This window comes from Burkholderia sp. FL-7-2-10-S1-D7 (assembly GCF_001524185.1).
GTDB classification, from domain to species: Bacteria; Pseudomonadota; Gammaproteobacteria; order Burkholderiales; family Burkholderiaceae; genus Burkholderia; species Burkholderia diffusa.
In genome coordinates this window covers 20,286-32,288 of the sequence record NZ_LOWY01000003.1, presented here as the reverse complement: position 1 = coordinate 32,288, position 12,003 = coordinate 20,286, and the positions used below count along the sequence as shown (strand labels likewise).

Annotated in this window: 12 protein-coding genes; 6 read left to right on the top strand and 6 right to left on the bottom strand. The window is 67.8% G+C overall.

What is annotated here, in order from left to right:
• Nucleotides 1-25: 25 nt before the first annotated feature.
• Together WS75_RS00340 and WS75_RS33995 are read right to left on the bottom strand one after the other, a co-directional pair.
• Complete coding sequence (locus tag WS75_RS00340; protein ID WP_014897688.1) at nt 26-538, bottom strand: acyl-CoA thioesterase; 513 nt, start codon at nt 536-538, stop codon at nt 26-28.
• 138 nt (nt 539-676) lie between these two features.
• Entirely contained in the window at nt 677-817 is a 141-nt protein-coding gene (locus tag WS75_RS33995) for a hypothetical protein (RefSeq protein WP_174906966.1), read from the bottom strand.
• A 176-nt stretch (nt 818-993) separates the two neighbouring features.
• On the opposite strand from WS75_RS33995, the gene WS75_RS00335 reads away from it, so the two are divergent.
• Entirely contained in the window at nt 994-1,701 is a 708-nt protein-coding gene (locus WS75_RS00335) for an ArsR/SmtB family transcription factor (RefSeq protein WP_059678666.1), read from the top strand.
• Nucleotides 1,702-1,863: 162 nt separating this feature from the next.
• Nucleotides 1,864-4,374 carry a DUF6600 domain-containing protein gene (locus WS75_RS00330; RefSeq protein ID WP_059678665.1) on the top strand — a complete coding sequence of 837 codons (2,511 nt, stop codon included), beginning with the start codon at nt 1,864-1,866 and terminating at the stop codon, nt 4,372-4,374.
• 106 nt (nt 4,375-4,480) lie between these two features.
• On the opposite strand, the gene WS75_RS00325 is transcribed toward WS75_RS00330, so the two are convergent.
• Nucleotides 4,481-5,452 carry a thymidylate synthase gene (locus WS75_RS00325; RefSeq protein ID WP_059678713.1) on the bottom strand — a complete coding sequence of 324 codons (972 nt, stop codon included), beginning with the start codon at nt 5,450-5,452 and terminating at the stop codon, nt 4,481-4,483.
• Nucleotides 5,453-5,494: 42 nt separating this feature from the next.
• Nucleotides 5,495-6,892 (bottom strand): sigma-54 dependent transcriptional regulator, encoded by a 1,398-nt coding sequence (locus WS75_RS00320; RefSeq protein ID WP_059678664.1) that lies wholly within the window; start codon nt 6,890-6,892, stop codon nt 5,495-5,497.
• A 533-nt stretch (nt 6,893-7,425) separates the two neighbouring features.
• Between WS75_RS00320 and WS75_RS00315 the strand changes: the two genes are divergently transcribed.
• Nucleotides 7,426-7,722, top strand: a complete 297-nt coding sequence (locus tag WS75_RS00315) for a hypothetical protein (RefSeq protein ID WP_257129295.1) — start codon at nt 7,426-7,428, stop codon at nt 7,720-7,722.
• Between the two features lie 295 nt (nt 7,723-8,017).
• Nucleotides 8,018-8,518, top strand: coding sequence for a dihydrofolate reductase (locus tag WS75_RS00310; RefSeq protein ID WP_059678662.1), 501 nt, complete (start codon nt 8,018-8,020; stop codon nt 8,516-8,518).
• An 83-nt stretch (nt 8,519-8,601) separates the two neighbouring features.
• Here WS75_RS00310 and pmbA read toward each other — a convergent pair whose 3' ends face one another.
• Nucleotides 8,602-9,972 (bottom strand): metalloprotease PmbA, encoded by a 1,371-nt coding sequence (pmbA, locus tag WS75_RS00305; protein WP_059678661.1) that lies wholly within the window; start codon nt 9,970-9,972, stop codon nt 8,602-8,604.
• Nucleotides 9,973-10,100: 128 nt separating this feature from the next.
• Between pmbA and yjgA the strand changes: the two genes are divergently transcribed.
• Together yjgA and mog are read left to right on the top strand one after the other, a co-directional pair.
• On the top strand, nt 10,101-10,706 hold the full coding sequence (gene yjgA / locus WS75_RS00300; RefSeq protein ID WP_306453389.1) for a ribosome biogenesis factor YjgA: 606 nt from the start codon (nt 10,101-10,103) through the stop codon (nt 10,704-10,706).
• A complete protein-coding gene (gene mog, locus WS75_RS00295) occupies nt 10,687-11,307 on the top strand; it encodes a molybdopterin adenylyltransferase (RefSeq protein ID WP_082728832.1) in 621 nt (206 codons plus the stop codon). The genes yjgA and mog overlap by 20 nt, the downstream gene beginning before the upstream one ends.
• 16 nt (nt 11,308-11,323) lie before the next feature.
• Here the strand turns inward: mog and orn are convergent, their stop codons facing one another.
• The gene (gene orn / locus WS75_RS00290; RefSeq protein WP_059678659.1) at nt 11,324-11,944 is read right to left on the bottom strand and encodes an oligoribonuclease; all 621 of its coding nucleotides are present in this window, start codon (nt 11,942-11,944) and stop codon (nt 11,324-11,326) included.
• Nucleotides 11,945-12,003 lie beyond the last annotated feature (59 nt).

The following is a 12,003-nucleotide window of genomic DNA, read 5'->3' as shown; positions in this document are numbered from 1 at the left end:
CATGCATGCGCGGCGCCCGTTGTCGTCAGACGGTGCCCTTCGCCACTTCCTCGGGCTTCATCTCGACGATCTTGTCGAGCGCGGCGCGCACGTCGGCCGCATATTTTGCGAGCACCTTCTGTTCGTCGGTCTCGGGCACGAACGGCGGCACCGGCACCGGGTTGCCGTTCTCATCGACCGCGACGAACACGACGAGGCAATCGGTCGTCTGGCGCAGTACGCCGCCCTTCGGATCGCCGGCGTGCACGGACACATGGATGTGCATGCTGGTGCGCCCCGTCGCGACGACGCGCGCCTTCAGTTCGACCAGGTTGCCGACGAGAATCGGCCGCTGGAAGCGGATGTTGCCGACGCTGACCGTCACGCAATAGCGGCTCGACCAGACCGCCGCACACGCATACGCGACCTCGTCGATCCACTTCATCAGCGCGCCGCCATGCACCTTGCCGCCGAAGTTCACGGACGACGGCTCGGCGAGGAAGCGGAATACGGTTTCGGTGCGGTCGAGGGCGGCCGGTACGGGGGACGGTTGGGACATCGTGGTAGCTCCAGGCGGCGGGGGCACTGCAATCGGCGCATTATACGTTGCACTGCGGCAACACGTCGCGGAGCCCGCCGCGCGGCAGCGACGGCACGCCCGCCCGCACCCTGAGCCGGCATCGGAAGTCGGCGCCCGTCAGCGGCGCACCGTGATGCCCTGGTCGATCGTCCCGTACATCTCGAGGCTGCCGCCCCGCGCGCCGGCGGCACCCGCACCGCCCTGCGCACAGGCCGCGCAGAGGAACGCGGCCGCCAACAGGCAGAAAATCGTCTTCATCGTTGCATCGTGTCGCATCCGGCGGCCCACTGCCGCCGCGTCGGGTCATTCTACGCGCACGGCCGGCGACCGCGCGTCGCACACCGCCCCGCCGCATCCGACATTTCATCCGAACGCGAAACATCGAATGCGCGCAGCGCCTACACTGCAGGCATTCCGCCTGACGAGACACGACGATGACCGATCAAGACGACCACCACTTTCCAGGCCTGAGCCGGATCGGCGCACTGATCGCCGATCCTGGGCGCGCCGCGATGCTGTGGGTGCTGATGGACGGCAGCGCGCGGCCGGCCGGCGAGCTGACGATGATCGCGGGGCTGTCGCCTTCCGCGGCGAGCGCGCACCTTGCGCGCCTGACCGAAGGTGGCCTGCTCGCGCTCGACGTGCGTGGCCGGCACCGCTACTACCGGCTCGCGTCGGCGGACATCGCGGCGTCGCTCGAGGCACTCGCGAACGTGGCCCGCGCGGCCGCGCCGAACCGTCCGGTGCCGCCGCCGTCGCGCACAGTGCCGGCCGAACTGCGCTACGCGCGCACCTGCTATGACCACATGGCCGGCGAGCTCGCGGTCCGCATCTTCGACGGGCTCACCGCACGCGGCTGGCTGCAGGCGGACGGCGATGCGATCGAAGCCACCGAACTCGGCACGCAGGCGCTCGGGCGCTGGGGCATCGACGTCGCACAGCAGCGCACGCGCCGCCGCCGTTTCGCATGCCGCTGTCTCGACTGGAGCGAGCGCCGCCCGCATCTCGGCGGCGCGCTGGGCGCGGCACTGCTCGACAGCTTCTGCACGCACGGCTGGATCGAGCGTACCGCGCGGCCGCGCGTGCTGCGCGTCACCGTGCCGGGACAGCAGATTTTCGACGACTGGCTTACGTCCACTTGACGCGCGCATTGCGACCGGACGACAACGGCGCGCGATGGACAGGTTTTGTTACATCGCGGGCCATCCGACTTACAAAACACTGAGCACTGAAACAGGCCGAGCGGATATTGTGAACTCAACGGCACGAATCGACGCGCCGCAATAACGACGAAGACGCTCATCATGGCCTCCCTGTTCACGCTCAAGCGAACCGCCCGCTGCACGCTGCTCGCCGTCGCCACGCTGGCGACCCTGCCGTCCGCATTCGCGCAAGCGGCACAGGCCGCGACGTATACGGCCGCCGCCCGACAGCCGGGCGGCGATCCGCCGGGCCGCGTCGCCCGGCTCAACTACATGTCGGGTGCCGTGACGACGGAGCCCGCCGGCACCGATACCTGGTCGTACGCTGCCGTGAACCGGCCGCTGACGACCGGCGACCAGCTGTGGAACGATGCCGGTGCGCGCTCGGAACTGCACATCGGCTCGACCGCGGTGCGTCTCGGCGAATCGACGAGCCTGTCGGTCCTGAACCTCGACGACAACACGACGCAGCTGAAGGTCGGGCTCGGCACCGTGTCGACGCACGTGCGCGATCTGCCGCCCGGCGGAACCTACGAAATCGATACGCCCAATCTCGCGCTCGGCATCACGGGCCCCGGCGACTATCGCGTCGACGTCGCGCCGAACGGCGCGACCACGACGGTCACCGTCCGCAGCGGCAGCGCGACCGTCTACGGCAGCAACGGGCAGTATCCGCTGTCGCCCGGGCAGCAGGTCGTGTTCACCGGCACCGACCTGCAGGTCGCGCAGCAATCGGCCGCACCAGCCCCCGATGCGCTCGACCAGTGGGCCGCCAGCCGCGATGCGGCCGAGCAGCGCTCGGTATCGGCCCGCTACGTGTCGCGCGACGTTCCCGGCTATCAGGACCTCGACGCGAACGGTACGTGGCGCGAAACCCCGAATTACGGCGAGGTCTGGGTGCCGAACGACACGCCGGCCGACTGGGCGCCGTATCACGACGGTCACTGGATCTGGCAGGCGCCGTGGGGCTGGACCTGGGTCGACGATGCGCCGTGGGGCTTCGCGCCCTATCACTACGGCCGCTGGGCCTACGTCGACGACAGCTGGGCATGGGTGCCCGGCCCGATGGTCGTCAGCCAGCCGCCCGTCTATGCGCCTGCGCTCGTCGCGTTCGTGGGTGGAGGCGGCGGCCCCGACTGGAGCGTCGCACTGACGGTCGGCGGCGTCGCCGCGGCCGGCTGCGCGTGGTTCGCACTCGGCCCGGGCGAACCTTGGCATCCCGGCTGGGGTGGCTGGAGCCCGCACTACTACGATCGCGTGAACCGGAACATCGTGGTCAACAACGTGACGGTCAACAAGACCGTGAACGTGACGAACATCACCAACATCACGAACATCAACAAGACGTACGTGAACTTCCGCGCGCCGCACGCGATCACGGCCGTGCCGGCCTCCGCGTTCGTGCACGGTCAGCCAGTCGCGCACTTCTCGCAGCGCGTCGATCCGCAGCAATGGCGCAACGCGCACGTGATGCCGGGCACCCCCGGCATCGCGCCGGTACGCCAGAGCTTTACCGGCGGACTGCGCACGGCCAGCTACCGCCCGCCGGCAGCGATCGGACAGCACACGTTCGTCGCGACACGCAATCCGGCGGTACCGGCCGCGTATCGCGACCAGGCGGCCGCGCGTCTCGCCCGGCAAGGCGCGCGCGTGCCGGGCGCGGGCGCGCCCGTCGCGAAGACGAGCGTGCCGGCCGACTATACGGCTCGCCCGGTCAGCGTTCCGGGCAACCCGAAAGCCGGTGCATGGGCGATGCGCAACGTTCAGCTCGTGAACCCGCACGGTCCTGTCGTGCAACCGGCGCACGCGCCGCGCGACGGGCAGCCAGCCCCGGCACAGGCACTGGCCGCACGGCCGGGTGCGCCGATGCCTGTCGTGCCGAATGGCGCGCGGCCGACCAACGGCGAAGGCCTCAATGCGCCGCGCTTCACGAACGGTGCCACGCCGCAGGCACCGGGCAATCCGGCTGCGCATCAGGCATTGGGCCCTGAAAATGGCGTCCCGCACCCGCCGACGGCCGCCAACACGCCGACCGGGCACGACAACACGCATGCTGCCGCGGCGCCCGCGCCCGCGTGGATGCAGCCGCATACGCCGATGGAGCGTCAGCGCCCGACGCCGCCGACGGCTCTGCACGCAGCGGGACAGAATGCACTGCCGCCCGTGCGCGGCGCGGCACCGGCCCCGCATCCCGAAGCCGCGCCCAGTACGCAACTCGGCGGGCGGCAGGAAACGCCGCGCGCGTTGCCGCAACCACGGCTCGATACGACCGCGCAGATTGCGCAGCCGCGTCCGCATCCTGACTTCGCGGCACCGGCCCAGCATGCGCAACCGAGGCCCGAGCGGGCCGCCCCGACACCGCAACCGAGCCCCGAATTCGCGCAACCGGCACCGCGGCACGAAGTCGCGCCGCCGCGCGTGAACGAGTACCGCCCGCCCGCGCCGGCCGTGCACGAAATGCCGCGACCGCAGCCGCAGGCTCCGCGAGTGGAGCCGCGGCCGTCGATGCCCGCGCCGCACATGGAACCACGGCCGCAACCGGCGCCGCACGTCGAGGCGCCGCGCCCGAGCAATCCGCCGCCCGGCGGCCACGACGAGCGGCACCGCCAGTAACCGCGCCCGATGAAACGGAAAGGCCCGACCGGCGAATGCCAGTCGGGCCTTCTTCATTCCGTCTAGCGCGGATTGCGTAACCCGCGCCGCCGTCGAACGCCAGGGCTCAGACCGCCATCGGCGCGGTCAACGGCTCATGATGCCGATAGCCGACGAGCGAGAAGTCGGACGGCTCGATCTGCTCGAGCCATTCGGGCGCATAAACACCCGTCTTCGCGTAGTCCGGCACGCGCTCGGCAATCTCGAGCTGCGGGCTGTCGTACGGTTCGCGCGTGAGCTGCTGCTGCAGCATGTCGAGCTGGTTCTCGTAGATGTGCGCGTCACCGATGAAGTACGTGAACCAGCGCGGCGTATAACCCGTCAGCCGACCGACGAGCGACAGCAGCGCAGCCCCTTCCGTCAGGTTGAACGGCGTGCCGAGCCCGACGTCGTTGCTGCGGATGTACAGACACAGCGAAATCTCGCGCTTCGTGACGTTCGGCAGGAACTGGTACAGCAGATGGCATGCGGGCAGCGCAATCTGGTCGAGTACGGCCGGATTCCACGCGTGAAACAGAATGCGGCGATCGGCCGGGTTCTCCATGATCGTGTCGAGACACTGGCGCAACTGGTCGATCGCCTTGTACAGCAGCACCTTCGGCGCACCGTCTTCCTCGAAGCGCGTGACGATCCGGAAACCGCGGCGCGTCGCGTCGGCGATTTGCGCGTCGGCGCCTGCGTCGAGCACCTTGTAGCCGGGCCACTGGCGCCATTGCACGCCGTACACGTCGCCCAGGTCGTCGACGCCCTGGCGGTACGGGTTCGCGAGCCACTGCGCATTGTCGTTCGCGTTCGCGTCCCACACCTTGCAGCCGAGCGCGCGGAAATCGGCCGCGCTGCGCGATGCCCGCAGGAAGCCGACCAGTTCGCCGATCGCGGACTTGAACGCGAGCTTCTTGGTCGTCACGGCCGGGAAACCTTGCTGCAGGTCGAACCGCAGCATCGCACCGGGCATGCTGATGGTGCGGATGCCCGTGCGGTTCTCCTGCCAGGTGCCGGTGTCGAGGATGGTGCGAACGAGGTCGAGGTACTGTTTCATGCGGGTTCCTTCGGCCGCGAGGGCGGCCGTCACCCGCCAATTTTAGCAAGCGTGGCGCGGAACCTCCGGCAACGGCGCCGGAAACCCTCCCAGCGGGTCGCTGCGATCGCGCATGCCATGCGCGCACATCAGCCTGTACAGCGTGACACGCGACACACCGAGTTCGCGCGCCGCATCGGCGAAACGGCCGCGGTGGCGCAGCAGCGCCTGCTCGATCGCCTGCCGTTCGGCCGCTTCCCGCGCCTCGGTGAGCGAGACGGGCGCCAGGATCGCGAATTCGTTGAGTTCGAGATCGGCCGCGGTAATCATCCGGCCCTCCGACATCACGATCGCGCGGCGCACGCGATTGATCAGCTCGCGCACGTTGCCGGGCCACGAATAGCCGTACAGCGCGGTGATCGCATCCGGCGAGAAGCCACGCAGGCGGCGATGCGCATCGCCCTTGAAACGCTCGAGCATGTGGCGCGCCAGCAGCTCGATATCCTTGCCGCGCGCGCGCAGCGGCGGCTCCTCGATCTTCAGCACGCACAGCCGATGGAACAGGTCCTCGCGGAACAGCCCGTCGCGCAGCGCCGCTTCCATGTTCACGTGCGTCGCGCAGATCACGCGCACGTCGACCGGCACCGACACATGCGCGCCGAGCCGCTCGATCTTGCCTTCCTGCAGGAATCGCAGCAGGCTCGCCTGGCTCTCGAGTGGCAGGTCGCCGATCTCATCGAGAAACAGCGTGCCGCCGTTCGCGGCCTCGACACGGCCGATCTTGCGCTGGTTCGCGCCCGTAAACGCGCCGCGCTCATAGCCGAACAGTTCGGCTTGCAGCAGCGTCGACGGAATCGCACCGCAATTGATCGCGACGAACGGCGCCTGCGCGCGCGCCGAGCGCTCGTGGATCGCAACGGCCGTCAGTTCCTTGCCGGTACCCGATTCGCCGGAGATGAACACCGGTGCTTCGGTCGTGGCGACGCGCCGGATCGTCCTGAAGAGTCCGAGCATCGCGTCGCAGGTGCCGACCATCTCGCCTTCGGCCCGCCCGGCGCCGACGGGCGCCGCCACCGGGTCGGTCAGTGCGACCATGCCGTGCGCATGGCCGATGGTCTCGACGATGCGCGATGCCTCGTACGGCATCGTCAAGTAGTCGAAGCAATAGTCGCGGATGAGATGCCGCAGCGTGGGGTCCTGCAACTGCCCACGCCGGGTCGCCGCGATCCAGCCGATGTGCTGGATGCTCAGACACGATTCGAGTTCGCGCAGATCCGCGGGCCGAAAGCCCGGCGAGAAATCGAGCAGGCCGGCGGTTGCCACGCCGTGCTGCACGACTCGCCGCACGTCGCGTGCGCTTTCCGCAAGATCGACGCGCCACCCGCATTCGTCGAAATGCCCGCGCAACGCATCGTTCGGCTCGCGCGAGAAATAGATCACATGCCGCTGCTCGGCTCCCATATGCCCACCCCGTTCATCAACCGTCTAACGATTGCAGCACACGCCAAGTCGCGTGCAAAAGGATCGAACCGGGTCAGCCGAAGCGGCTCGATTCGCCATGCCGATGCGCGGCGACGAACAGCCTCGCATGATGGCGCTTGTCTCGCGTCAAGTTATTGTTGGGTCACGACGGCTTAGTTATAGGCGCTGAATACGACAAACCGATTTCAGCGCAAATGGGCGAGCGGCCGAATCGCTCAATGGTCGACGTTTATCAATCATCTGCACATAGCACACGCGCAGTGAAGCGTACCTGCATCGACACACGCTCAGATTTTCATCCTTGAAGCGTATCGAATGAATCCGCAGTACTCCCAAGCCCCATCGTTTCACGCCTGAAACATTTCCCGGCGTTTTCGCTTGCGATTCACGACGCTCATCCGCGAATCGCAGACGCGACAATGCTCTTCGCCTGATGGCATGTATTTCGCTGAATGTGTCACGGATCGGAGAAGGCAGCCATGCGAACACTTTTTTCACGGTCTTGTGTGCAGGTGACGATTGCAGCATGTGCGCTCGCGTGCCCGTTCACGCCGGCCCGCTCGGAAGAAAGCGCGCGGCCCGAACGCGCGATGCTGCTTGCCGATAACGCGCCGCACACGCAACAGGACAACCGCATCGGTATCGTGCCGGTCGCCGCACCCCAACCGCGTTCGTCGGGCAAGACATGGGTGACGCTGTGGGACGAACTCGCCCCGCCTGCTCCGGTGCCGGTACCGATTCCTGTTCCGCTTCCCGGCAACGCGCAGCATGCGATGGAGGGAAACGCCGGAAACCGCGTGCATCAATAATCTGCATATGAGGCCACGTGCCGCTCAATCGATGAGGATTGCAGACGAATAGGATAAGTCAGGTCATTTCACGCAGCGTCGATATCTCGACGCGAACCGTTTTTGTGTCCGTCCCCCGGCGGGCACTCTTTTTATTCAGGACATGACGGCGCAAAGGCCGCACCTCGTCGCCACCGTCGGCGAGGTGCGACGGACCGGAAACTGCCGAGGCGCCCGCGCATCCGCATCGATGCGGTCGCGCGCCGCCATTCCGGTAGAATCGGCGCCATTCCGGTTCTCCTCTTCCCCGACCTTCATGACGACGTTGACCTTGATTGTCGCGCGCGCCCGCAACGGCATCATCGGCCGCGACAACCAGTTGCCCTGGAAACTTCCCGAGGACCTCGCGTTCTTCAAGCGCACGACGATGGGCGCGCCGATCGTGATGGGCCGCAAGACCCACGAGTCGATCGGCCGGCCGCTGCCGGGCCGCCGCAATATCGTCGTCACGCGCGACGCAGCGCGCCGCTTCGACGGCTGCGACACCGTCACGTCGCTCGCCGATGCGCTCGCGCTCGCCGCGCGCGACGGGGTGGCCGAAGCATTCCTGATCGGCGGCGCACAACTCTATGCGGAAGGCCTGGAACTCGCCGACAAGCTGGTCGTCACCGAGATCGACGCGGACTTCGACGGCGATGCGTCGTTCCCGGCACCCGATCCCGCGCACTGGCAAGAAGTGTCGCGCGATCCGCATCAAGCCGCCGCGCCGAACACGTTCGGCTATGCGTTCGTCGTCTACGCGCGCAAGTGCGACTGACACGCGGCACACAGCAAAAAGCCCGACCGGCGCACTCACGCCGGTCGGGCTTTTTCGTTTCCTGGCGGCGGAAGCCGCGCTGCTTACTGCCCGGCGATCGTCATCTGCTCGATCAGCACCGAGCCCGTTTCCTTCGTACCGCGCACGATCGAATCCGCGCCGATCGCGACGATATGCCGGAACATCTCCTGCAACGTACTCGCGACGGTGATTTCCTCGACCGGATATTGGATCACGCCGTTCTCGACCCAGAAGCCGGCCGCGCCGCGCGAATAGTCGCCGGTCACGTAGTTCACGCCCTGCCCCATCAGCTCCGTCAACAGCAGGCCCGTGCCGAGCTTCTTCAGCATCGCGTCGAAATCATCGCCCGGCTGCGTGTTCGAACTGCGCAGCGCGAGGTTGTGCGAACCGCCCGCATTGCCGGTCGTCTGCGTGCCGAGCTTGCGCGCCGAATAGGTCGACAGGAAGTAGCCTTCGACGACACCGTCGCTGACGACGCTGCGCGCACGCGTGCGCACGCCTTCCTCGTCGAACGGCGCGCTGCCCATCGCACGCGGCACGTGCGGATCCTCGACGACCTGCACGTGCGGTGCGAACACCGGCTTGCCGAGGCTGTCGACGAGGAACGACGTCTTGCGGTACAGCGCGCCGCCGCTGACAGCCTGCACGAATGCGCCGAGCAGGCCGGCCGCGAGCGGCGCCTCGAACAGCACGGGCACCTTGCGGGTGTCGAGACGGCGCGCGCCCATCCGTGCCAGCGCACGCTCGGCCGCATAGCGCCCGACCGCTTCCGGCGCAGCGAGGTCGACCGCGCTGCGCTTCGACGAATACCAGTCGTCCCGCTGCATGTGGCGGCCGGTGCCCGCGATCGGCGCACACGCGATGTAGTGGCGCGAGTACGGGTAGCCGGCGAGGAAGCCGCGCGACGTCGCAAGCACGAACTGCGAATGCTGCGCCGACACGCTCGCGCCTTCCGAGTTGCGGATCTGCGGACTGACCGCGAATGCGGCGTCCTCCGCGCGGCGGGCGAGCTCGACGGCCTCGTCGGCCGACAGCGCCCACGGGTGGTAGAGATCGAGGTCGCGCGGGTCGGTTTCGAGCAGCTCGGCCTCGGCAAGGCCGGCCGCGTCGTCCTCGGCCGTGAAGCGCGCGATGTTGTACGCGGCGGCGACGGTATCCTTGATCGCGGCCGGCGAGAAGTCCGACGTGCTCGCGTTGCCGCGCTTCTTGCCGATGAACACCGTCACGCCGACCATCTTGTCGCGATTGTGTTCGATCGTCTCGACCTCGCCGCGGCGCGCCGACACCGACAGGCCGTCACCTTCGGAGATTTCGGTCGCGGCGTCCGTCGCGCCGAGTGCCTTCGCATGGCGAAGGATGTCCGAGGCAATTTCTTTGAGCTGGTCCTGCGTGTGCGGGAAATAGCGCGCTTGTACGTCGAGATTGGCTGCCATCGTCGTGATATCCGGTGGCGGGCGAGCCGCCCGCATGTTCAAAATGTTGCGTATCCCGCGATCATAGCAAGGTCCGGGGCCGCATACCGACAAGCTTGGGGTGTTCGCGCCGCGATACAATGCCGCCCATGACACGCAAAACCCGAATCCAGCCGATCGAGCATGCCGACGACGACACCGGCAACGGCTACGATCGCCCCAGCAAATCCCAGTTGAAACGCGAGATGCACGCGCTGCAGGAGCTCGGCCAGGCCCTGGTCGACCTGCCGAAGGACGCGCTCAAGCGCATGCCGATGCCCGAGGGCCTCGCCGACGCCGTGCGCGAGGCGCGCCGGATCACCGACCACGAAGGCAAGCGCCGCCAGCTCCAGTACGTCGGCCGCGTGATGCGCTCGCTGACCGAGGATGAAACGGTCGCGCTGCGCACCGCGCTGGACGCCCAGCGAGGCGTGAACAAGGCCGCGACCGCTCGCCTGCACTGGATCGAGCGCACGCGCGAACAGCTGCTCGCCAACGACGACGCGCTGACCGAATTCCTCCGCCAGCACCCCGAAGCCGACATCCAGGAAGGCCGCACGCTGATCCGCAACGCGCGCAAGGAAGCGCAGCAAGGCAAGCCGCCGCGCTATTTCCGCGAATTGTTCCAGTGGATCAAGACCGCGAGCGGTACGCCCGACGGGGATGACGAAGCGGCCGACGACGCCGGAGACGACCATGACGACGACGAAGCGTAACCATCCGGACGAGCTCGTGGTCGGCCTCGTGTCGATCAGCGACCGCGCCAGCACGGGCGTTTATGAGGACAAGGGCATTCCGGCGCTGCAGGAATGGCTCGCCGGCGCATTGCGCTCGCCGTGGCGCGCCGAAACCCGGCTGATCCAGGACGACGCGCCGACGATCTCCGCCACGCTGGCAGAACTCGTCGACGTGGCGGGCTGCGATCTGGTGCTGACGACCGGCGGCACCGGCCCTGCGCGGCGCGACGTGACGCCGGAAGCCACGCTGGCCGTTGCGACGAAGGAAATGCCGGGATTCGGCGAACAGATGCGGCAGATCAGCCTGAATTTCGTGCCGACCGCGATCCTGTCTCGACAGGTCGCGGTGATTCGCGAGACGGCCGACCACGCGGCCCTGATCATCAACCTGCCCGGCCAGCCGAAGTCGATCCGGGAAACGCTCGAAGGGCTGCGCGACGCCGACGGCAAGTCGACCGTGCCCGGCATCTTCGCGGCCGTGCCCTACTGCATCGACCTGATCGGCGGCCCGTACATCGAGACCGACGCCGCAGTGGTCGCGGCGTTTCGGCCGAAGAGCGCGCAACGCGCGCCGCGCTGAGCGCGCGCCGGCCTGCTCAGGCGGCCGGTGCGGACTCGCCTGCCGGCGCCGACGCAGCCGGAATCAGGAAATGCTCGCGGTAGTACTTCAGTTCGTCGATCGACTCGTGGATGTCCGCGAGCGCCGTGTGCATCGCGCGCTTCTGGAAGCCCTTGTAGATCGCGGGCTGCCAGCGGCGGCACAGCTCTTTCAGCGTGCTGACGTCGAGATTGCGGTAGTGGAAGAATTTCTCGAATTCCGGCATCCAGCGCGCCATGAAACGGCGATCCTGGCAGATCGAATTGCCGCACATCGGCGACTTGCCGGGCGATACGTACTGCGCGAGGAACGCCTGCAGTTGCGCGGCGGCGTCCGCCTCGGTCACGGTCGACGCGCGCACGCGGTCGATCAAGCCCGAGCGGCCGTGCGTCGACTTGTTCCAGTCGTCCATCTTGGCGAGCGTTTCGTCGCTCTGGTGGATCGCGAACACGGGGCCTTCCACGGCGATGTCGAGCGTGGAATTGGTCACGACGACCGCGATTTCGATGATGCGGTCGTTATCCGGGTCGAGGCCCGTCATCTCCATGTCGAGCCAGACGAGGTTCAACTCGTTGCGCACGAGCGCGGGCTGGCTGGCGGAAGCGGCGGTATCGGTCATGAGTCATCCTGGAAAATGGCGGACGGCGCGCGGCGCCGCCCGGGCGGCCGGCATCGCGT